Raw genomic sequence first — 21937 nt, forward strand, 5'->3', positions numbered from 1 at the left:
GGGACAACGCTGGAAGAGGGGACGACATGCACTACCCGGTTCGCAAGGCTCTGGCCTGCGCGATCACACTCACTCTGCTGATCGCACCGCCCGTCCTGCTCCAGCGCTGGCAGTGGCCCACGCAGCTCGACGGGATGTCCTGGGACCACCTGTGGCTGACACTGATCAGCGCGACGCCGCCCACCGTGGTCCTCCAGGCACTGACACTCGTGCTGCTCTGGACGCTGTGGGGCACCTTCGCCGGGCTGGTGCTCCTGGACACGGCGGCCCTCCTGCGCGGGCAGATGCCCAGCATCGGACTGCTGCGCCTGGCGGCGACCGGGGTCGCGGGAACCTCCGTCGCCGTGTCCGCGCCCGCCGTCGCCTCGGTAGCACCCGCTGACAGCGCGCTGACAACCGGCGAACAGGACGCGCGCGGCGAGGAACCGGCGCACACGCTGGGACGCACCCGGACGCTGGCGGGCTTCGGGACCGACTCCGCCCAGCTCACAACCACCATGACGGAGGAACTGCTGCCCACCGTCGAACTCCTCCAGCTCTTCGGAGACCCGGGGAAACCGGTCACCGTCACCGGGCACACCGACACGAACGGCCCCGACGCGTACAACCGCGCGCTGTCCGAACGCCGGGCCGAGTCCGTCGCCGCCTTCCTGGCCGAACGGCTGGGGGAGGGGTGGACCATCACGACCGAAGGCGCGGGTTCCGAGCAGCCGCGCAACCATCCCGATCTGGGCCAGGCCGCGGACCGGCGCGCGGAAATCGCGTACACGCTGACCACCCAGCCCCGCGCGGCTGCTGACAGCCCGGCGGAACAGAGCGAACGGGAGCCGAGCCCGCCCCCGGAACAGGAACAGGAGAGGGGTCGCGAAAGCAGCGAGCACGAGAGTAGGGACTCCGAGAGCAGGGGCCGCGAGAGCGAAGCGGCGGACGACCTGGCTGACAGCGCGCTCACATCCGGCGAAGGGGAGGACGCGGGGTTCTCCGGTACGAGCATGCTCGTCGGAGCCGCGGCGGGCGCGGTCGTCGGAGCGGTCGGCGGACGGCTCACCGCACCTCGACGCCGTGGGGTACGTCGGGGTGAGGCCGATCCGCTGGCGGGCGGGGAGTCGGCCGAACCTGAGCCTGAGCCCGAGGAGGTTTCCGGCGTCGAGGTCCTCCGGAGCGCCGGTACGGAACTGGTCTCGGCAGGGGGATATCTGAGGGTCGCCGACGACCTGGCTGTCAGCGCACGCGACGGGCTCAGCGTGACCGGAACCCACGGGGCGGAAGTGTGCGCCTCCGTCATCGGCCGCGCCCTGGCGGACGAGCACACCACGGTCATCACCACCCAGGACGTCCTTGCGCGGGCGGGAGCGCCGGAAGACGCGGACGTCCCCGGTCTGGTGGTGTGTCCGGACACCGCGTCGGCGATCACCGAGACCGAACTGGCCTACATCAGCGCCGTGCGCCTGGAGGACGAGGAGGAAGCCGCTGACGCTCCCTCGTGGACGCTGCTCGTGGTGGAGCCCTCCGAGGAGGGGTGGGCCAGTGGTCGGCTGGACATGGTGACCAGGGGTTCGACCGACAGCGGCACCGTGGTCCTGGTTCTGGGGGAGGGATGGCCCTCGCCCACGGTCCGCTGCGACGCCCTCGACACGGTGGAGGTCACCGACGCGGACGGGGCCGGGACCACCGTGTACGACGGCCTTCACCTGTTGCACATGGACGCGGCTGCTTTCTCGGTGTGTCTCGGCACTGACACAGAAGGGCTGCCGGTAGCTGAGGAGACTGAGGGAGAAGAGGAGGACGCTTCCTGCTCCCCGGCCGTGGAGGAACCCGAACTTTCCGAGGAGGGGGAGGAAGGGGAGGAACCGGTGAAGCCGCGGCTGCGGCTGCGCCTCTTCGGACCTCAACCCAGGATCGTGCTGGACGACGCCGATATCGGGGCGCGCATGCGCGGTGCCACACGCCGTATGCTCGCCCTCCTAGCGCTCCACCCGGACGGGATGGGCACCGAGGCGCTCACCGATGCCCTGTTCTCCCACTCCTCTGAGAGCAAGGCCCGAGGCCTTCGCAACACCGCGTCCAGCGACGCGCGCCGCGTGATCCGCGAGGCGCTGGGGGACGGCGAGGCCGAGATCCTGGAGGTCACCTCGGGCCGGTACCGGATTCTCCGCGAAGCCGTTGACGTGGACGTGTGGTGCTTCGACGCCGCGCTCAAGGCCGCGAGCGCGACCCGGGACGCAGACCAGCGTCTGGCATATCTGCGGATCGCGGCGGCGGAGTACACGCACGAGCTGCTGTCCGAGGTGGAGTTGCCCTGGATCGAGGAGAAGCGCCAGGCCTACCGTCGGGCCGCTGCCGACTGCTTCGTCAGCCTGGCCAAGGCCAGTGAGGGGCCGGAGCAGGGGCTGGTCTGGCTGGAGCGGGCGAGGGAGTCCGACGGCCTGAACGAGGCCGTCTACCAGGAGGTCATGCGGACCCAGGCGGCTTTGGGACGGTTGGACGCGGTCGAGCGTGCCTACCAGGAGCTCAGCGAGCGGCTCAAGGCCATGCGTGCTCGCCCCAGTGTCACCACGAGCAAGCTCTTTCAGGAGCTACTCGGCCGTTGAGGTTGCGTTGGCTGGGATGCTGGTGGAGCTGGGCGCCGACTGTGTGAGTATGGACGCGGAACGGGCGTCGGAGAGGTTTTAAACAAGCTCTCCGCATAGATTGCGAGGAGATAACGGCCTGCGTTTTCGCAGGTCGTTAAGCGTGAGCCCCGCGCACGCGGGGATGGACCGTTCGCGCGCGGCGGCGCGGTCGGAGCGCTGCCGTGAGCCCCGCGCACGCGGGGATGGACCGGCGACGAAAGGCCGGCGGGCGATGGAGTGGTCGTGAGCCCCGCGCACGCGGGGATGGACCGACGAAGAAGACCATCAGCACCGACGTGGTGGCGTGAGCCCCGCGCACGCGGGGATGGACCGGCCGCGGACCGCCTCGACGGGCGCGTCGTCAAGTGAGCCCCGCGCACGCGGGGATGGACCCTGACCGTCACCGCTGAAACCCCCACCACCCCCGTGAGCCCCGCGCACGCGGGGATGGACCGCACACCGACGCCCCAGCTGCCCGCGAGTACCAGTGAGCCCCGCGCACGCGGGGATGGACCGGAGGGGACATGTACGACTACGCCTCCGTGTTCGTGAGCCCCGCGCACGCGGGGATGGACCGGATTCCTTAATAGTTGGGGCGTCCTGGTGTCGGTGAGCCCCGCGCACGCGGGGATGGACCGTCGCCGCTCACGGGCCCGAGGAGGGTGCATGAGTGAGCCCCGCGCACGCGGGGATGGACCGCTGAGGGCGCCGACCGGCGTCCGCGTCCTGGGGTGAGCCCCGCGCACGCGGGGATGGACCGCTGAGGGCGCCGACCGGCGTCCGCGTCCTGGGGTGAGCCCCGCGCACGCGGGGATGGACCCGGACGGCGCAGGCCGGACGCCAGCCGGTCGCGGTGAGCCCCGCGCACGCGGGGATGGACCGGACTTGCCGCTGCCGGGGTCCCCATACACCCAGTGAGCCCCGCGCACGCGGGGATGGACCGGTCACCGCCATCACCGACCCGGCCATGCGCGCGTGAGCCCCGCGCACGCGGGGATGGACCGAGATCGTCGGCGGCCCCCACGCCGGACAGCTCGTGAGCCCCGCGCACGCGGGGATGGACCGCAGTCTTCACTGACGATGGTGTGCCAGACCAGGTGAGCCCCGCGCACGCGGGGATGGACCGCCTGGCCTCTGCCGGATCAACCAGGCGTGGGTGTGAGCCCCGCGCACGCGGGGATGGACCGATCGCGAAGACCGCGCTCATCGTCGGCGTTACGTGAGCCCCGCGCACGCGGGGATGGACCGGGCGCCGGATCTGATCCGGCGCCCTTCCTTTGGTGAGCCCCGCGCACGCGGGGATGGACCGTACACCAGGCGGCCGGTGTCGATCTCGTAGGCGTGAGCCCCGCGCACGCGGGGATGGACCGCCCTCCAGGCCCGCACCGACGGGGACCTGGTGGTGAGCCCCGCGCACGCGGGGATGGACCGGGCTCCCGATCGTGGAGTTCCCGCAGTCCCCGGTGAGCCCCGCGCACGCGGGGATGGACCGGAGGAGATCCGGCGGCGGGGCGGTAAGAGCCCGTGAGCCCCGCGCACGCGGGGATGGACCGACGGATGGGACCCCGGCGCCGCCTCCGGCCTGGTGAGCCCCGCGCACGCGGGGATGGACCGGGGTCCGCGCCATTCCCGGAGGTGCCCCCGGTGGTGAGCCCCGCGCACGCGGGGATGGACCGGCGCACACGTAGACGGACTCGCTGGTGGCGGAGTGAGCCCCGCGCACGCGGGGATGGACCGCACGTCGGATCGTGCCCGTCCCGCCTGTACGTGTGAGCCCCGCGCACGCGGGGATGGACCGGCTCCTACTACGGCTACAACGTCGGCCTCGACGTGAGCCCCGCGCACGCGGGGATGGACCGAACTCCGTAGCACAAGGGTCCTACGAAAATATGTGAGCCCCGCGCACGCGGGGATGGACCGCTCCAGGACGAGGCGGACGAGGGGAACACGTTGTGAGCCCCGCGCACGCGGGGATGGACCGGGTGGCCCGCGGGCAGCAGGGAACGCAGGCGGTGTGAGCCCCGCGCACGCGGGGATGGACCTGCATCACTTCATCCTGTACACCGACCTGTGGCGTGAGCCCCGCGCACGCGGGGATGGACCGCTGTCCAGTCGCCGGAGCGACCTTCAGGTGTTGTGAGTACCGCCATGCGGAGGTCAAATGGCGGTACGGAATTCGCCTGCTTTCTTGGTCGAGCCTGTTCGCCAGGGTGTTCGTCTAAGCGTGCGAACAGGGTGGAAGGCACTGACAGGGCAGGTCAGAGTGGGTGCAGGGTGTTCGTTCTGACGCCCCGACTTATAGCGTCTTGCTACTTCTTCACCGGGGCGGGGGAGGGCTGGGGGCGAGAGGTTCTCACCGCTCGGGTGTCCAACCCGGTGGGTGCGGGTGGCTTCTTTGGAGGGTGAAGGGGACTTCATCCGAGGAAGGGGCGTACCCATGTGGGCGTGGGACGAGGACAACGGCTGGTGCCGGGGCGGCGAGCGCTGGTGCTCCGCGAAGGCGGGTCATGGCCAGGGCCGCTGCCGTCGGACGAAGGAGCCCGTGGTGCCGGTGGCGGGCCAGCGGGAGCGTCAGATGTTGCTGACCGACCTGCGGGCGCTGGTGGCCTACCTGGAAGCCCACCCGCAGTTGCCGGTGGGGGAGATGACCCGCGTGGAGATCACCTACTTCCCCGAGGGATGCGACGGTCACCAGCAGGACCAGGTCGTGCGCCTGGCCGAGGCGCTCGGGACGCGGTCGCGGTGGGAGGGGGAGCACTTCGCGTGCGGCAAGTGGTTCGGGCAGGCCGGATACCGCGTGGTGTCCATCCCCGAGCGTGCGCGGAAGGGCGAGCTGGCCGCGGTGGTCCCGTTGGGAGGTTCCGGGCGGGGCGTGAGCTGGCTCGGTCTCAGGTCGGCCCTGGCGCGTTCCGGCACCGTTCGTCGTGTCCAGGGGATCGTCCACAGGGTGCGCGGAACCGGTGGCGGAGTCGTATACCGACGCCGTGCGCCGGTTCCCCACCGGACACCTGTTGACCGCCATTCGGCCCTCTCCGGGCTCCGGGCACGCGGAGGCGAAGCCGACCGGCCGGGGTCACGGGGTACCGGACATCACGCGTTCGATCTGGGCGGGTGGTGGTTCTTCCGCAGTGCGTAGGGGACCGCGGGCGTCCGGGCCGGAAGCGAAGGGGCCGTTCGTCGTGTCCGGGGGATCGTCCACAGGGTGCGTGGAACCGGCGGCGGAGTCATACACCGACGCCGTGCGCCGGTTCCCCACCGGACACCTGTTGACCGTCACCCGGCCCGCTCCGGACTCCGCGCACGCGACGTCCCTAACACCGGGCGGACGCGGCCTCGACCCCCGCCGCACGTAGCCTCCGGACCAGGAGCTCCACCTCCGGAAGGGTTCCCGAGTAGTCACCGGCCAGTACCCGGTCGAGCACGGCTCTGGCATCGGTGAGGCCGATGCCGAACTCGGCCCGCAGCACACGCATGATCGCGACGTTTCCAGCTGACGGGTCCACGAGAAGCTTCACCGGGCCGTGCTCGTCGAGAATCCGATCCCGCAGTTCGTCGGGGAGAGCACCGCCGCAGGCCGTGAACGAGGAACCACAGGCCCGGCACGCGCATTCGACGTCCCACCGCAGGGATCCGCCCACCAGGACCTGGACGCCCTGGCACTCCAGTCGTCCGCCGCAACCCTGGCACACGGCCGGATATTCGATGGACGCCTACACGGGCTGCTGGGTCATCCCCGCTCCTCGACGGAAGAGAAAACGGCATAGTCGGAAGCAACGATGACACCGAATGCGCTACCTGCCGTGAGTGCGGTCAGGCCGACGGCACTGATGAGGAGCAGCGCTCTCTTTGATGCGAGGGGCGCAGAACTCTGGTCGTCGGACACGCGGATCCTTTCCGCTGGGGACATGATGGTCTGCCACGCTCTGAAACCCTATGGTGCCCTGCCTGAAGGTCCGAAGGCGGGGGATGGACAAGACAATCCGGAAAAGGAGAAACAGTCCAGCGTTTCCGCATTGAAGCGTGCGGCCTGGACGTTGACTGCATGGTCCCGTTGGCGAAGACTCGGAGCTCGGGGGCTTCGAGCGGACCACGGGCAGGGTCTACCGGGGGCTGGCGGTGGAGCCGACCGAATACGGTGCACCTACCGTCCCGGCCTTCGGCTGCCCGGACGCCGCGATCGACACCATCTCATCGGCTGGTCCCGGACGGCCCGCGCCGGACGCGAGGGTACCGACACTGTCCTATCTGCTGGTGAGCGTGCGTGGCCCGGCTCCTGCCCACTTCCGTGCCGCAGCCATTGTGAGAGTGGCAAGCAGCACGCCGACAAAAGCACCCGTGGTGTTGACCAGGACGTCCGCGACGTCGGCGCTTCTTCCCGCGGCCAAGGCCCACTGGGCGCACTCGATGGTCACGGAAAGCCCGGGGCCGAAGAACGCCCGAGCCGCCCAGGACGTGAAAGCGTGGAAGGCCAGAACCCCGATGGGAATGAAGAGGAGAAGGTTCATGACCTTTTCCTCGACGATCAGCCCTGCATATTCCAGGGGCTGGCCAGTGGTGGCGATGCCGTCCGCCATCTCCCGGAGGACAAGGGTTTCATCCACTCCCGAGACCTCTCCGCCTGCTTGGTCTGTCACGGTGATAGTTCCGTCGCTTTCCTCGTGAAGGAAAAAATCGTGAGGCTGGAATCGCAGTTCTGCTTGTCTTTCTTCTTCTGTGAGCTCATGCGGACTGTAGAAGGCGCTTTGTCCGTTGCTCAGGATCGAAGCATACGTCTCCTCCGGAATGGACTTCTGTTGAATCTCATGAAAAGAAGAAAGGGGATTCCATTCGACGCTGCGGTCGGCAGTGTTTATCTGGGTCCAGTGCAGGATCGGCGCCGCGAGGACGAACAGATACAAGCAGGTCGCCACTGCGGTCAGGGCGCGCACCTTCGAGCGCGCCTCTCCTTTCCCCCGGGCGAGGGAGAGGGAGATGAGGAACGAACAGATCGCGATGAGAAAGACCGAAACCGCCACGGTGGTCGGATTGACATGGAGGAGAACGGTCCACATTTCTTTCCTGCCGAGTCTTTCGTTGGTTGTGTGGGGGCGGCGAGTGAAGCTCCAGACCGGTGCGGGCCAGGAAGGACCATGAGCGCCGGTCCTCCTCGCGGACCCGGTCGATGCCTCGTCCCGCCGTGTCGGCGACCTCCGCCGGGTGGTCACCGGCCATGTCGGACGACTCCCGAGGCTTGGCGGACGACCTCGGACCGCGCCGGAGGACCTCCGTCGTCCTTTACCGGTGTACTCGGTCCGCCCCTAGGAACCCCCGCTCGGGCCGACGACCGGTGTCCAGGAGGGGCGGTCCGGTTCGTACTCGTCCTCGGTGGGCTGGTGCGCGTTAACGCGGGGTCGGTGACGGCGTCAGTGACCTCGGACCGCCTACGAAGCTACTCCCGGGTCACCTAGCCCCTCGCAGCGGCTCCGGGAGAAGCGGGCCTCGACAAGGTGTCGGGCACCCGTCCCTTGAGTCCGACGCGACGTCACACTGTTGAGTGGGCGGCGCCAAGCACCACGAGCGGAAGGCCTCCCCGTGAACGATCCGGCTGAACGAACACGCCTCGACGCCGCCGACTACGCCCGCGCCGAGCAGATGCTCGCGCCGCACAGAGCCCGCCTCATACCGCAGGCCGCCGTCGCACCGCAGTGGTCGAGCGACGGCACCCGGTTCTGGTACCGCTCGGGGACACGGCACATCGTGGTCGATCCGGCGGCGGCCACCAGACGCGACGCGTTCGACCACGAACGTCTGGCGGCGGCGCTGTCACAGGGCTCCGGACACGCGGTCGAGGCCGATGCCCTGCCGCTGGCGTCCCTCGACTTCGAGCCCCCGGGCGGCGGCGCCGACGCGATCCGCTTCTCGGCGTTCGACACCCGGTGGGAGTGGTCGGACCGCGCCTCGTCCTGTACCCGGATCGAGAACGACCACCCCGCGGGGCCGGGCGAGGTCGCCTCACCGGACGGGGCGTGGGTGGCGTTCCGCCGCGGGGGCGACGTGTGGGTGCGCAGCCGCGACGGCGGGCAGGAGTTCGCGCTCACCGAGGACGCGGAACCGGACTGGGACTACGGCGGCCTGCCCGACGCCGCCACGAAGGTGTCGCTGCCCCTGCAGGGCTTGGACGCGCCGCTCGTGGCCGAGTGGTCGCCGGACTCCACCCGGCTGCTCACCCACCGGATCGACCAGAGGGGGCTGCCCGAACAGGTGCTGGTTGAGTCGTCCCCGCCCGGGGGCGGGCGGCCGGTGGCACACCGCATCCGCTACCCCATGCCCGACGACGAGGCCCAGGCGACGGTGTCGTGGCGCGTGCTCGACGTCGGTACCCGGCAGGTCGTCGGCGAACAGGGCGCCCCGGAGGTCCTCTCGGTCCACAACCTGACGCGACGGTGGTGGACGGGGCAGCGGGGCAGCGCGATCCACGTCCTGCACCAGTCGAGGGACGGGCGCACCCTGGAACTGCGCCGTCTCGACCCGCTCACCGGGGCGCGGACGACGCTGGTCACCGAGACCGACCGCACCCGGGTCGACCCCTCGCCCTACCTCCACCTCCCTCCGGTGACACGTGTGCTGGACTCCGGGGAGATCCTGTGGTGGTCCCAGCGCGACGGTTGGGGCCACCTCTACCTCTACTCCGCCGACGGCGGCCGGGTCGAGCGGGTCACCGAGGGACCGTGGCTTGTCCACCGGGTGCTGTGGGTCGACGAGGACCGCCGCCAGGTGTGGTTCGTCGCCTGCGGACTCCACGCCGACGACCCCTACGTGCGACAGATCTGCCGCGTGGGCCTCGACGGCAGCGGGTTCGAGCGGCTCACCGACGACGACCTCGACCACGACGCGGTCAGCCCTGCGCAGGGCGGCTACCTCCTCGACCGGGCCTCGGACGTGGCCACGCCGCCGCGGGCACGGGTGCTCGACGGCGACGGGCTGACCCTGGTCGAACTCGAAGCCCCGGACACCGCTCCGCTCCGAGCGGCGGGCTGGAGCCCGCCCGAGCGGTTCCGCGTCCTCGCCGCCGACGGGCGCACTCCGATCCACGGCGTGCTGTGGCGCCCGCACGGCTTCGACCCGGCCGGGCGCTACCCCGTCGTCGACCACTGCTACCCCGGACCCAACACGCACCGGGCGTCGCCGGCGTTCGGGAACCTGTTCACCGGCGAGCCCGAGGCGCTGGCCGCGCTCGGGTTCGCCGTGGTCGCGATCGACGGCCGGGGCACCCCGCTGCGCGGCAAGGCGTTCCTGGACCACTCCTACACGGGGGACCTGGGCATGTCGGCGGCGCTGGCCGACCACGTCGCCGCCATCCGCGAGCTGGGGCGCCGCCACCCCTGGTTGGACACCGGCCGAGTGGCCATGACCGGCGATTCGGGGGGCGGTTTCGCCACGGCCCGTGCCCTGCTCACCCATCCGGAGTTCTACACCGTGGGCGTCGCGCGGACCGGAGCCCACGACTTCTCGGTCTACCTGCCGTTCTGGACCGAACAGTTCTGCGGCGAGCCGAGCACGGAGAACCGCCGGGCCATGGTCAACACGCACCTGGCCGACAACCTGCGCGGCAAGCTCCTGCTGATCGACGGCGAGCTCGACGACAACGTGCTGCACTACCAGAGCCTGCGCCTGGTCGACGCGCTCATCGACGCCGACGCCGACGTCGACATGCTCCTCGTGCCCGGCGTCGACCACAGCCTCATCGGCCGCTACCACTACGTCACGCGGCGGACCTGGGACTACCTGGTGCGCCACCTGCACGGCACCGAGCCCCCGCGCTACCGCATCGCTCCGCTCCCGCCGATGCCGGAGTGGGCCGTCGTCCCGTCCTGAGGACGCGGCGGTAGGGTCCCCCGAGTCGCAGCGGGTTCGGGACCGCTCCCGGGCAGCGGACCGCTGCCCGGGGGCGGGCCGGTCGGCGGCGCAGACCGGCCGGGGTCACGGGGTACCGGACATCACGCGTTCGATCCGGGCGGGTGGTGGTTCCTCCGCGGTGCGCAGGGCGCCGAGGGCGTCCGGGCCGGAACCGAAGCGTATCCAGGCCAGCTCCCGAGCCCGGCGCCGGTCGAGTGCGAGCAGGCTGCGCGCGCCCGGCGCGAACGCCTCCGGCCCGCGCCGGGTGGCCGCGAGCAGCCGCCGCCAGCGCCGCGAGTGCGTCCGGTGGCTGCGCGCGGTCACCCGCCGTCCCCGGGCGGCCTGCCCGCTCCGGGCCTCCTGCGGGGTGGCGTCGATCATCAGAACGTGGACCTCGTACCGGCGCAGTCGGCAGAGCAGGGCGAGCAGTACGCGGACCGAGCGCCGGGTGCCGCACTCGTGCACCACCACGGGGCCGCCGCTCAGCGCCACGGCCACCCGGGCCAGGTGCAGTACGTGCACCACCCAGCGCCACAGCGGGTAGGGGACGCGGCCGAGCAGCGCCCCGAGCCGGTAGCGCGACTGGAGCGAGTCGATCACCCGCACACCGTCGGCGGCGACCACGGTCCGGTCCTCGTCCCCGCGCAGACCGAACAGCCGCCGCAGCAGGGTGCTCTTCCCGGCCCCGGGAACCCCGGTGACCACCACCAGGGAACGCCGGGGGTAGACCGCCCCGCGCACCCTCGCGTCGTTCACCGAGGGTGCGTACCGCACCAGACCCTGGGACATCTTCGGTAGCTCCTCAAAGCCGACCTGGGCGCCGGTGGGGTACGGCTGCGCAGCGGCCGCGTCACCGACGTCATGGCGCTGCTGTGCGTCTGCTGATCTGAGAGGTTGGTGCCGCGGAAGGCGGGAGGGCCGCCGATCGCGTTGTGGAACCGGTGGTGATTGTAGTGATGCCGCCGCCTCGGAACGCCTCCGGTTCCCCTCGTCGGCCGGGTTGCCGCCGCGTGCCGGGCGGAAGCGGTCGTCCACGGTGTCGCACAGGTAGGAATCCCCCCGTTTTCAGGTGTACCCCGTGGCGCTCGCGGGACGCCCGTCGGGACCGCTTCGCGGGCTCACCGGGTTGTGCCCGTCGGGCCCGCAAGCCCCCCGTCCGGGGGTCGGCCTCCCGATTCGATCAGCGGCGTGAGCCCGTCCAGCAGGTGTTTCATGCCGAGGCCGAAGATCGCGTTCACGTCGGTCGGCCCCGAGACGCTGAACGTCAGGGGGAACCTGCCCTGCTCGGCGATCCGCAGGAACTCCTCGCCCCTGGACCTCCACCAGTGCTCGGCGTCCATCCCGGCCTCGTACCCCTCCACCACCGCGCGCGTGCCCTGGAGGGCCATGCCGGAGGTGTAGGCGGACACGAAGGTGAGGATCGCCATGGCCTCGTCCGGTGAGCGCCCCTGGCTGGTGATCACCCGCATCATCCACTCGGCGTTCTGCACCAGCCCGGGCGACTGGACCGCTCCGGCGAGCGGGGTCAGCTGGACGGTCCAGGGGTGCGCCCGGTAGACGCCCCACTCCGCCAGCAGCGCCAGTTCGAGTGCCTCGCGCCAGTCGGCGGGCGGCGGATCGGGCAGGGCGTGCTCGGTGTAGACCTGGTCGATCATCGCCGTCACCAGGGCGTCCTTGTTCGCGACGTGGCGGTACAGGGCCATGGTGCTCACTCCCAGTTGGGTGGCGACCCTGCGCATGGACAGGCCGTCGATCCCCTCGGCGTCGGCGATGGTGATCGCGGCCCGGACGATGGCTTCCCGGGCGAGGCTGCCGGTCTCGGCGGCCGGACGATGGCTTCCCGGGTCTTCCGACCGCGCCGGACGCGGGTGTTCCCGCTGCCGCTGGGGCTTCTGCGGCTCCGGTGCGGAGGCGGGTGCGCCGCGCACGAGGGTGCCCACTCCGCGCACCGCCTCGACCAGGCCCTCCTGGCGCAGGGCCGCCAGCGCCTTGGTGGCGGTGGCCATGGCCACCCCCCACTCGCGCATGATCTCCCGGGTGGAGGGCACCCGTTCGCCCGGTCGCAGCTCGCCGGAGCCGATGCGCGCGCGGATGTCGGTGACGACCCGCGCGTAGGGCGGCAGTTCCCTTTTTCCGGTCGTGGACACCACGGACCCCTTCCGCTCCTGTCACGCTGTTCCCGAGTGTACTAGTGCACGGTGGGGCTCGGGCTGCCTCGTCGAAGGCGCTGAGGCGGCCCGGGGGAACTCCTTTCGATTCCTGGCGCACTAGGCATGTGCACTAGTGCTGTTGGCCTCGAAGTCCCACCTTCAAGGGTTTGCGGCAAGGAGTGTGCTGTGTATACGTTGTACGCGCAGCGCGTCGCTCCGGTGTGCGCCCCGGTGGGCGCCTCGGTGCGTACGCCGTCCATCGGAGCCCACGGCCCTTTCGGAGGCCACCATGTCCCACACGTCCACCCCAGAGCCCCGCACGGCTCCGGCCCCCGACCACCCGCTCCCGCTCGACCGCCGCTCCCTGGCCCCGGACCTGGCCCGCGGCGTCATGCTGCTGTTCATCGCGCTCGCCCACACGCACCTGTTCACCGTGTTCATCGGCGGCCCGCAGGGCGCTCCCAACCCCGCCGACCAGCTCACCACCGCCGCCACGGTCATGTTCGTCGACCTGCGCAGCTACCCCATGTTCGCGGCCCTGTTCGGGTACGGCCTGGCCCGGATCCACCGCCGCCGAGGCGAACAGGGGCAGGGCTGGCCCCGGACCCGCGGCCTGCTGCGCCGACGCGGCCTGTGGATGGTCGCCTTCGGACTGGCGCACACGGTGCTGCTCTTCCCCGCGGACATCCTGGCCGTCTACGGCCTGGTGACGCTGGCCCTGGTGGGCGTCCTGAGGTTGCGCGACCGGACCCTGGTGGTCCTGGCTGCGGCCTGGCTGCCCGTGGCCGCGGCCGTGCACGCCCTGATCGCCGCCGAGGACACCGTGACGGGACAGGGCATGCCGCTGATGCCCGACGGGTTCGCGGACGAACTCCTCTTCCGGGTGACCCTGTTCTCGGTCCTGGCCGTGGTGATGTTCGCCAGCACGCTCGTCCCGTTCCTGATCGGTGTCCTGGCGGCCCGGCACCGGATCCTGGAGCGGCCCCACGAGCACCTGCGGCTGCTGCGCGCGACCGCGTTCGCGGGCATCCCCCTGGCGGCGCTGGGCGGCCTCCCCATGGCCCTGGACAAGGCGGAGGTGTGGACCGGCGCGACCACCGGGGAGGTCGTCGCCGCCACCGCGCTGCACCAGGTGAGCGGCTACGCGGGCGCGCTGGGCTACGCCGCGCTCATCGCCCTGGTCGCGGTCCGCCTCACGGGCCGGCAGGGGCCGGTGACCGACGCCCTGGCCGCGCTCGGACAGCGCTCCATGACCTTCTACCTGGCCCAGTCCGTGGCCTGGGCCGTGCTGTTCTCCTCCTACACGCTCGACCTGCACATGACGTCGCCCGCCGTCGGCGCGGGCGTCGCGGTGGCCGTGTGGCTGGCCACGGTGCTGCTCGCCGACCTCATGCGCCGCCGGGGCGTGCGCGGGCCCGCCGAGGTGGCGCTGCGCCGCCTCGCCTACGGGCCCTCGCGTTGAACCGTCCGGTCCTCCCGGGCGGGGCCGGTCGGCGGATTCCTTCCCCCGACCGGCCCCGCAGCGGTGCTGACTGCTCCGGAGGCGGCGGCCGTCATGTCAGACGGCCTTCTTGGCGACGCGGTGCAGGCGGATCGCGGAGATCAGGAAGAAGATCCCGCCCAGGGTGGCGTAACCGGCGAGGCCGGTCAGCGGGGCGTCCGGGGCGCCGCTCTGCATGAGGAACGCCGCTCCGGCGAACGTGGAGATGACGCCGCTGAGGATCATCGCCCACTGGCCGCCGAGCCTGTAGCGGATGAGGGCGACGATGAGCTGCACGGCCCCGGCGGTGATCGCCCACACGCCCCACACGGCCAGCACGGCCGAGGAGCCGGAGGTGACGGCGACGCCCAGGCCGACGGCGGTGAGCAGGCTCAGCGCCATGTTGGCGTACAGTCCCGCGGTCGGCCGCGCCGCTGCGGACCTGCGGAAGTCGACCACGGCGGCGGCGAGGTCGAATAGCGGGTAGAGCACCAGCAGGGCGATGCTGACGGGCGTGAGCGAGGAGGCGGTCAGGGCGAGCAGTGCCGCCCAGACGACGGCGAACCCGAAGCGGACGTAGTACAGGTTCCGCAGTCCGCGGGCGACGCCGATCCTGTCGGTGCTGTCGGTGCTGGCGCTGGTGGCGGTGGTCATGGGGTGCTCTTTCGCTGAGTGGGCCCGCTGGTCCGGGGCCGGTGTCCGGTCCGGGTGCGTCGCTCGTGTCCCCACCGTGCGCGGTCGCGGAGTCCGGCCATGGAGCGGCTGGTCCCGGGCGGGGCGCGCGGTCGGATACGGGAACGGCTCCCTAGGTAGAATGACTAGTAACTCTACTTAGTGGCGAGTGTAGGCGCAGGGGCGCCGGTCCACAAGCCCGCGGAGGAGCTCATATGATTCCGCCCATGGCCAATCCCATGCGTGAACGCCTGCTGGAGGCGGCGACCGAGCTGTTCTACGCGCACGGCCTGCGCGCGGTGAGCGTCGACAAGGTCATCGACGGCGCCGCCACGACGAAGGTGACCTTCTACCGCCACTTCAAGAGCAAGGACGACCTCATCGTCGCCTACCTCGAACGCCGCGCCGCGCTCGAACGCGAGGGGATCGACGCGGCCATCGCACGCGGCGAAGGCGACGTGGGCGCGACGTTGGGGCTCATCGCGGAACAGGTCGGGATCATGGCCTGCGCGCCCGGGTTCCGCGGCTGCCCGTTCATCAACGCCGCCGCCGAGTACCCCGACCCGGACAGCCCCGTGCGGCGGACGGTCGACGCGCACCGCCGCTGGTGCAGGGGGGCCTTCGAACGGCTCGCCGCGCCGCTGGGCCACAGGGAGGCGGGCGACGTCGCCGACGACCTGATGCTGCTCCGCGACGGCGCGATGGTCGCCGGATACCTCGACGAGCCGGCGGCCGTGGCCGACTCCTTCCTGCGCAGCGGCCGCGCGGTCACCGGTGTCGGCGTGACCGGCGGCGCGTCCGGTTCCGCGGGGCCGGTCGGCTAGGCCGCGTTCTGCGGTCCGCGGTCGGGCCGTGACGTCGAACGGCCGCGGCCGGAGACGTCGAGCGTGCGGGCGGCAGCTCGCCCTGCCGAGGAGCCGCCCGCTCCGGTCCGGTCGCTCAAACGCCGAACCGCGCCGCGCGGTCGGGGGCCGCACCGGCCCGGGCGGCCCGCCGGGCGGAGGCCACCGGTACGGGTCCCGAGGGCGCGCGTTCGACGGCGCGCGCCTCAGACGGAACGCCCGGAACCGACCGGCTCCTCCTGCCCGACCTCGTTCACCGCCGAGCTGGGAACGCCGAAGATCCTGTCGAACGCCCAGTTGTAGGCGAAGGTGTAGAACGGGATGTAGACGATGAACACCAGGTCCAGCACGAACGCCTGCAACAGCGTGATCTCCAGCCACCACGCGATGAGCGGGATCAGGAAGCACACCAGGGTCAGCTGGAAGCCCACCGCGTGCAGGACGCGCCGGCGCACGGTGCGCGTGCGGTCGCGCTGGCGCCGCTCCCACGCCTCGAACAGGTAGTTGAAGACCAGGTTCCACACCGTCGCCACGCAGGTGATCATGAGCGCCAGGGGCCCGGTGGTGGCCGGTGACTCGCCCGTCAACAGCGTCATCACCGCGGTGCCCACCACGAGCCCCAGAATCTCGTATCCGCCCACGTAGACCAGCTTGCGCTTCACACCTTGCACAGCACACACACTCCCGTTCCGTCGGTCAACGGGGGAAGACGTTATATTCAGGGCTACTGAACAGAAAAGTCAGGTCCCTTCAGAAAAGCTGACAATTGTATGGCTCTCTCCAGTGACGGCATCGAGCTGTTCCTGGCCGTGGTCGACCACGGCTCCTTCTCCGGCGCGGCCCGCGCGCTGCGCCGGGTGCCCTCCGCCGTGAGCATGGGCGTCGCCAACATCGAGGCCGAACTCGGCTACCCCCTGTTCGACCGGTCGCGCCGCGAGGCGGTGCCCACCCCGCGGGCCCTGGCACTGGTGCCCCACGCGCGGTCCGTCGCCAGCAGGCTGCGGCTGCTGCAGGTCCACGCCGTGGAGCTGTCGCGGGACCTGGAGAGCACGCTCACCGTCGCCGTGGCCGCCGGAGTGCCGGACCGGGACCTGCTGGACGCCCTGGCCCGGGTCGGCGGCCGCTACCCCCTGCTGCGCGTGAACCTGCTCCGGGCGCCCCAGGACGGGGTCCGGGAGATGCTGCACCGGGAGCGGGCCGACCTGGCGCTGCTGGCCGCGGCCCCGGACGTCGACCGGGAGGAGGTCTTCACCAACGTGACCGACGAGGTCTTCGTGGCGGTGGTCTCGGCCACCGCGGACACCCCCGGCCTGCCCGCCGACCTGCGGCGCCTGGAGGACCTCGGCGCCAGCCGCCAGATCGTGGTCGCCGGTCCCGAAGACGCGGTCGCCGATCGTCGGCTCCTGGTCTCCGACGCCCGGTGGCACGTGGACTCGGTGGAGGCCGCGCTGGGGCTCGTGGAGCGCGGCGCGGGATGGGCCAACCTCCCCTTGGGGGAGGTGCGGGGCGCGGTCGCGGCCGGAAAGGTGAGGGTGCTGGAGTTCGTCAACCTCAAGAACGGGTTGGCGATGCCGGTGCACCTGATGTGGCTGCGCAGGAGGCCGCTACGCCGGGCCGCGGGGGAAGTCGTCGCGCTGATGAGCCGCGACCACCGCTGACCGGCCGGAGCAGGGCCCGGCATCGGCAGCGGGAACAGGAACCGCTTCCAGCGCGTGTCGGGGAGTACTTCACCGATCCCGCGGACTCCCGAGCGGCCTCATGGCCGAGTACTACGTCCAGTGGGCCTCGGCAGGTCTGATCAGCGCCGAGTCCGGCACACCCAGCGGGGCTGGGCGCACACACCCCGATATCGCCGCCCTCTACCCGGAACTGGTCACCCGCCCGTGCCGCCGGACTCCGTCGGCGCATGACATCCGTCATGCCCGTCCCGTGCGGAGTGCGCGGAAAACCCGTGACCGGTGGCACTCCGTCACGGCTCTGCTCCGGCCTAGGTTCGGAGCATGAACTCCAACGACGACCGTCACCCCGCCTGGTCGGCCCATCCGCCGACCGGCGCCTTCCTTCCCGCTCCGGACGCGGACCCGTCAGCCGGTCCGTCCGGGCACCGTTCGCGCCGTCGGGGCCCGCGTCCCGTCCCGCCGGGGGTGGAGTACCACCGGGTGCTCGCCGGGGACAAGCGCCGCGTCCTGCGCGGCGTCCTCGCGATCGGGCTCCTGCTCGTGGGGCTGTTCGCCATCAGCTACGCCTTCGCCGAGGCCTCCGCGTTCGTGGACGGGCAGATGGGCAGGACCAACCCGGCGGCGGGCGGCACCGACTACACGCCGGTGTACCACGCCTCGGGCATGCTCGGACTCGCCATGCTCATCCCGTTGAGCATGCTCATCCAGCGGTGGCTCTACGGAGTCAGGGGGGCCTCCCTGCACTCGGTGCTCTCGCGTTTGCGATTCGGAGTGCTCGGCCGGGCTCTGCTGTTCATCGGCCCCTTCTGGCTGATCGCCGTCACCGTCATGAACGTCTGGACGCCCCCCGTTCAGAAGGACTGGCCCCTCGCCGACCTGGTCGCCATGTTCGTCCTCACCCTGCTGCTTGTCCCCCTCCAGGCGGCCGGTGAGGAGTACGGCCTGCGCGGGCTGGCCTTCCAGGTCGCCGGGAGCTGGAGCCGTGGCCCGCGGGTGGGACTGGTCCTCGCCGTCGTCGTCTCCAGTCTGCTGTTCACGACCATCCACGGCGCGGGTGACCCGTGGATCAACATCTGGTACTTCCTGCTCTCCCTCAGCCTGGCCGTCATCACCTGGCGCACCGGCGGGATCGAGATCGCGATCGTCATCCACGGGTTGCTCAACACGCTCACCTTCCTCATCTGCATCGTCTTGCAGGTCGACCTCGGCGCCTCCGTCCTGGACCGGTCGGCGGGCACCGGGTCGCCCATCATGCTCGTGCCCGCCGTCACCGCCGTCGTGATCGCGCTCGTGGTGTTCCTGCGTACGCGTCGGACGGGACCGGCCCTGACTCCCGGGCCCTTCCGAACCCGCCCGGACGCGCGGTCCGCCCGGGTCCAGCCGGACGCACGGCCCGGGCGGGTCCCGACCGTGAGGTGAGGAGCGGCCGGTCAGTCCCCGAGGAGGCGTTCGACGAGGAACCGCCAGCCGTCGATCAGGGGGTTGGGGGCGTCCGGCTCGGGAGGGGCTGCGACCTCGTCCGTCGACATGTACAGCACCAGGGGGCCCTCCAAGGCGGCGGTCAGCTGTACGGAGAGGCCGTAGCGCCGGTCCGCGGGCAGACCGGCCAGGCCCAGGAGCATGCGGATGTGGGGCTGGGTCATACCGGCCGCGCCCGCCGGTACCGGCAGGGAGCGGTCCACGGCGGCCCGGGCGATCGCGTGGTGTTCCAGCAGGAAGGGGATGCGGGCGCACCCGTAGGCGATCAGGCGCTCGGCCGGGTCGGCGCCCGGCCCCAGCGGCGGCGGTCCGGACAGCACCTGTTCCTGGAAGCGGCGCTCGGCGTCTTCGAGCAGGGCCACGAAGATGCCCGCGCGGCTGCCGAAGCGGCGGAAGACGGTGCCCTTGCCCAGCCCCGCGCGTTCGGCGAGGCCGTCCATGGTCACCTGCCGTGTTCCGTGTTCGGCGATCATCGCGCGGGCTGTTTCCAGCAGGCGCTCGCGGTTGCGCGCGGCGTCCGCGCGTTCGCCGCGCTCCTTCCCGAAGGGCACCAGGGGCGAAGTCACACGGACAACCTACCCCGGGAACACTAAGCGGGGTAAAGTCCGTTTATAGTGGTGCGAGGGTCACCCGGACAGCTGGACCGTCCGGCCGTGTGGCCGTGCTCCGCATACCGCGAACCCGAACACCCTTGGGGGAAGAGCCCGATGAACCTGTTCCGTCTGGACGCCAGCATCCTGCCGACCGTCTCCAGCAGCGCCGAGATCGCAGACCGGGTCGAGGCCGAATGGACCGCCGCCCACCCGCAGGGCGCCGTCAACCGCCGCCACCTGGGCGCCGACCCGCTGCCCGCCGACGCCTGGGCCCTGGCCACCATCGGCTCCGGCGCGGACGAGGCCGACCGCACCCCCGAACAGGTCCGGGCCCTGGCCCTGGCGGCCGAACTGGCCGCCGAACTCCAGGAGGCCGACGCGGTGGTCCTGGCCGTGCCGCTGTACAACTTCGGCGTCTCCCAGCACTTCAAGGCCTGGGCCGACCTGGTCATCGCGGGCGCGGGCCCCGCCAACCCGCTGCTGAAGGGCACCCCCACCGTGCTGGCCACCACCCTGGGCGGCGGCTACGGTCCCGGCACCCCCCGCGAGGGCTGGGACCACTCCACCCCCTACCTGGAGCGCGTCGTCGGCGACATCTGGCAGGCCGACCTGACCCTCATCAAGCGCGAACTCACCCTGGCCGCGACCACGCCGGGCATGGAGGCCCTCAAGGACCTCGCCCAGCAGGAGCACGACCGGGCCCTGGCCAGCGCCGAAGAGGCCGGCCGGGCGCTCGCCGCGCGCTGACGGCCCCGCCCGGCCGCCGACGGCCCGAACGCCGAGCCCGCCCGGGGCCGCCGACCACGTGATCCGTGTTCTCGGCGGCCCCGGGCGGCGTTCGTCCGGGTTCCTGAGGTGTGCTGGGACTCCCGTCGGCGCTAACCCCGGGCGCTGTCGCAACGGCGCAGTCCCAGGCGGCCGCGGGTGCAGACCGCGAGGAGCACCGCGAGCAGGGCGACCATGGCGACCTCGGGCGCGCTCGCCGGGTCGCCCACGGCCACGGCCTTGACGCCCGAGACGACGTTGATCGCGGCGTGGGTGATGATCGCGGCGAGCACGCCGCCGCGGGCCGAGTTGAAGACGTGGCCGAGGACCACCGTGAACCCGACGCAGAGCAGGGCGTAGGCGGGGAAGTACATCTGCGCCTGGAGCGTGCCGGGCATGGCGAACAGGGGAGCGTGCCACATCGCCCAGACCGCGCCGAGCAGGACGTTCGCGGCCAGCGGGGAGAGCACGCCCTGGAGGCGGGGCAGCGCGAACCCGCGCCAGCCCAGCTCCTCGTTGCCGCCGCCGACCAGCGCGATGACCAGGAACTGGACGGGCAGGGTCGGCAGTGCCGCCCACAGTTGGGCCTCGTCCAGGGTCGACTGGCCCAGGTACACCTGGAGCGCCGCGGAGCCCGCGAGGGCCAGGACCATCAGCACGGTGATGACGTAGGGCATGACGCCGCCCCTGCGCCGGAGCGAGTGCCGCCGGAAGAGCGCGCCCACGCCCTTGCGGCCCTGCGTGGCCGCGGTGACGACGGCCGCGGCCACCATGGGCCCGAAGCTGCCGACGATCACGGCGGGCATCGGGTCGGCGCCGCCGAGCAGACGGGTGCCGAGCCACCAGGCGGTCCAGGAGAAGGCGAAGGCGATCACGAGGAAGGCGGTGAGGCCGCGGGGGTCGGTGACCGTCGTGCGGGACTGGTCGGGGGTCTCGGCGTGGGACTCGGAGGGGGCGCAGGTCTGGGGGCTCGTGAGGGAGTGGTCGGTAGCCATGCCGAGAAACATACACTGTTGGATAGAAACCTACAACGTATGATTCCCAGTATGCTGTCGGACATGGCAACTCCAGGATCCGACCAGCGGTTCGACAGCGTCTTCCACCGCCCGCAGCGCCGACGCCGGTCCCAGCCCGCCCTCAGCCGCGAACGCATCGTCTCCGCGACGATCGACCTGCTCGACCGCGAGGGGGCGTCCGCGCTGACCATGCGCAAGGTCGCCGCCGAACTCGGGGTGCACGCCACCAGCCTGTACTGGTACGTGGAACGCCGGGAGGACCTGGTGGACCTGGCCGTGGACGAGATCCTGGCCGGGGCCGCCTCCGTGCGGCCGTCCCCGGACGCCCGCTGGGACGAGGCGCTCAAGGAGACCGCCCTGCGGTTCTACGCGGCCCTGACCGCGCACACCTGGGCCGCCGAGTTCGCGGGCTCCCGACCGCTGATCGGCCCGAACGCCGTCGCCCTGTCGAGGCGCATCATCGAGGCGCTGGGGGAGTACGGCGGGGACGGGGAGGCGCAGGCGGTCGCCATCCGGGCGGTGTCGAACCAGATCCTCGGCGCGGCCACCTCCGCCGTCGCCATGCGCGCGACGAAGTCCGACCGCGAGCAGGAGCACGAGGAGGCCGTCGCCGCCGCGTTCTCGGAGGCGGACGCCCTGGCCGTGGAGAACACCTACTTCGACCAGACGCTGGACCTGATCCTGGCGGGCATCAGGGCGCGGCTCGGGTCCTAGCGCGGTGACCGCGAACGGTCACGGGGCCCGGGACCGGGTACGTCCCCAGGTGTCGTGCGC

General features: G+C 71.6%; 18 protein-coding genes and 1 CRISPR repeat array. Of the genes, 9 read left to right on the forward strand and 9 right to left on the reverse strand.

Going from position 1 to position 21937, the window contains the following annotated elements; all coding sequences use genetic code 11:
• Positions 1-26: 26 nt before the first annotated feature.
• A complete protein-coding gene (locus tag KGD83_RS03775; protein WP_212642538.1) occupies positions 27-2591 on the forward strand; it encodes an OmpA family protein in 2565 nt (854 codons plus the stop codon).
• 142 nt (positions 2592-2733) lie between these two features.
• A CRISPR array of direct repeats spans positions 2734-4716; the repeat unit is 29 nt; unit sequence GTGAGCCCCGCGCACGCGGGGATGGACCG.
• 333 nt (positions 4717-5049) lie between these two features.
• Entirely contained in the window at positions 5050-5748 is a 699-nt protein-coding gene (locus tag KGD83_RS28435; protein ID WP_249352123.1) for a hypothetical protein, read from the forward strand.
• A 175-nt stretch (positions 5749-5923) separates the two neighbouring features.
• Here KGD83_RS28435 and KGD83_RS03785 read toward each other — a convergent pair whose 3' ends face one another.
• The 3 genes from KGD83_RS03785 to KGD83_RS03795 all read right to left on the reverse strand — a co-directional run bounded on the left by KGD83_RS03785 (position 5924) and on the right by KGD83_RS03795 (position 7663).
• Complete coding sequence (locus KGD83_RS03785) at positions 5924-6301, reverse strand: hypothetical protein (RefSeq protein ID WP_212642539.1); 378 nt, start codon at positions 6299-6301, stop codon at positions 5924-5926.
• A gap of 38 nt (positions 6302-6339) precedes the next feature.
• Positions 6340-6495, reverse strand: coding sequence for a hypothetical protein (locus KGD83_RS03790; protein ID WP_212642540.1), 156 nt, complete (start codon positions 6493-6495; stop codon positions 6340-6342).
• Between the two features lie 358 nt (positions 6496-6853).
• Positions 6854-7663 (reverse strand): VanZ family protein, encoded by an 810-nt coding sequence (locus KGD83_RS03795; RefSeq protein WP_212642541.1) that lies wholly within the window; start codon positions 7661-7663, stop codon positions 6854-6856.
• A 520-nt stretch (positions 7664-8183) separates the two neighbouring features.
• Here KGD83_RS03795 and KGD83_RS03800 point away from each other — a divergent pair.
• Positions 8184-10466, forward strand: coding sequence for a S9 family peptidase (locus KGD83_RS03800; protein ID WP_212642542.1), 2283 nt, complete (start codon positions 8184-8186; stop codon positions 10464-10466).
• 105 nt (positions 10467-10571) lie between these two features.
• On the opposite strand, the gene KGD83_RS03805 is transcribed toward KGD83_RS03800, so the two are convergent.
• A complete protein-coding gene (locus tag KGD83_RS03805) occupies positions 10572-11276 on the reverse strand; it encodes an AAA family ATPase (protein WP_212642543.1) in 705 nt (234 codons plus the stop codon).
• A 329-nt stretch (positions 11277-11605) separates the two neighbouring features.
• Positions 11606-12637, reverse strand: a complete 1032-nt coding sequence (locus KGD83_RS03810; protein ID WP_212642544.1) for a GntR family transcriptional regulator — start codon at positions 12635-12637, stop codon at positions 11606-11608.
• Between the two features lie 289 nt (positions 12638-12926).
• Between KGD83_RS03810 and KGD83_RS03815 the strand changes: the two genes are divergently transcribed.
• Positions 12927-14099 (forward strand): DUF418 domain-containing protein, encoded by a 1173-nt coding sequence (locus tag KGD83_RS03815; RefSeq protein ID WP_212642545.1) that lies wholly within the window; start codon positions 12927-12929, stop codon positions 14097-14099.
• 96 nt (positions 14100-14195) lie between these two features.
• On the opposite strand, the gene KGD83_RS03820 is transcribed toward KGD83_RS03815, so the two are convergent.
• A complete protein-coding gene (locus KGD83_RS03820; protein ID WP_212642546.1) occupies positions 14196-14771 on the reverse strand; it encodes a hypothetical protein in 576 nt (191 codons plus the stop codon).
• Between the two features lie 245 nt (positions 14772-15016).
• Here KGD83_RS03820 and KGD83_RS03825 point away from each other — a divergent pair, with 245 nt between their 5' ends.
• Positions 15017-15613, forward strand: coding sequence for a TetR/AcrR family transcriptional regulator (locus tag KGD83_RS03825; RefSeq protein ID WP_249352125.1), 597 nt, complete (start codon positions 15017-15019; stop codon positions 15611-15613).
• Positions 15614-15837: 224 nt separating this feature from the next.
• Here KGD83_RS03825 and KGD83_RS03830 read toward each other — a convergent pair whose 3' ends face one another.
• The gene (locus KGD83_RS03830) at positions 15838-16293 is read right to left on the reverse strand and encodes a PACE efflux transporter (protein ID WP_249352127.1); all 456 of its coding nucleotides are present in this window, start codon (positions 16291-16293) and stop codon (positions 15838-15840) included.
• Positions 16294-16401: 108 nt separating this feature from the next.
• Between KGD83_RS03830 and KGD83_RS03835 the strand changes: the two genes are divergently transcribed.
• Both KGD83_RS03835 and KGD83_RS03840 read left to right on the forward strand, forming a co-directional pair.
• Positions 16402-17289 carry a LysR family transcriptional regulator gene (locus KGD83_RS03835; protein ID WP_212642549.1) on the forward strand — a complete coding sequence of 296 codons (888 nt, stop codon included), beginning with the start codon at positions 16402-16404 and terminating at the stop codon, positions 17287-17289.
• 342 nt (positions 17290-17631) lie between these two features.
• Positions 17632-18729 carry a CPBP family intramembrane glutamic endopeptidase gene (locus KGD83_RS03840; protein WP_249352129.1) on the forward strand — a complete coding sequence of 366 codons (1098 nt, stop codon included), beginning with the start codon at positions 17632-17634 and terminating at the stop codon, positions 18727-18729.
• An 11-nt stretch (positions 18730-18740) separates the two neighbouring features.
• Here KGD83_RS03840 and KGD83_RS03845 read toward each other — a convergent pair whose 3' ends face one another.
• The gene (locus KGD83_RS03845; protein ID WP_212642550.1) at positions 18741-19355 is read right to left on the reverse strand and encodes a TetR/AcrR family transcriptional regulator; all 615 of its coding nucleotides are present in this window, start codon (positions 19353-19355) and stop codon (positions 18741-18743) included.
• A 141-nt stretch (positions 19356-19496) separates the two neighbouring features.
• Between KGD83_RS03845 and KGD83_RS03850 the strand changes: the two genes are divergently transcribed.
• Positions 19497-20129, forward strand: a complete 633-nt coding sequence (locus KGD83_RS03850) for an FMN-dependent NADH-azoreductase (RefSeq protein WP_212642551.1) — start codon at positions 19497-19499, stop codon at positions 20127-20129.
• A gap of 131 nt (positions 20130-20260) precedes the next feature.
• Here KGD83_RS03850 and KGD83_RS03855 read toward each other — a convergent pair whose 3' ends face one another.
• Positions 20261-21154, reverse strand: coding sequence for a CPBP family intramembrane glutamic endopeptidase (locus KGD83_RS03855; protein ID WP_212642552.1), 894 nt, complete (start codon positions 21152-21154; stop codon positions 20261-20263).
• Between the two features lie 39 nt (positions 21155-21193).
• Between KGD83_RS03855 and KGD83_RS03860 the strand changes: the two genes are divergently transcribed.
• Positions 21194-21877, forward strand: coding sequence for a TetR/AcrR family transcriptional regulator C-terminal domain-containing protein (locus KGD83_RS03860; protein WP_212642553.1), 684 nt, complete (start codon positions 21194-21196; stop codon positions 21875-21877).
• Positions 21878-21937: the final 60 nt, after the last annotated feature.

The organism is Nocardiopsis akebiae, assembly GCF_018316795.1.
Classification (GTDB): domain Bacteria; phylum Actinomycetota; class Actinomycetes; order Streptosporangiales; family Streptosporangiaceae; genus Nocardiopsis; species Nocardiopsis dassonvillei.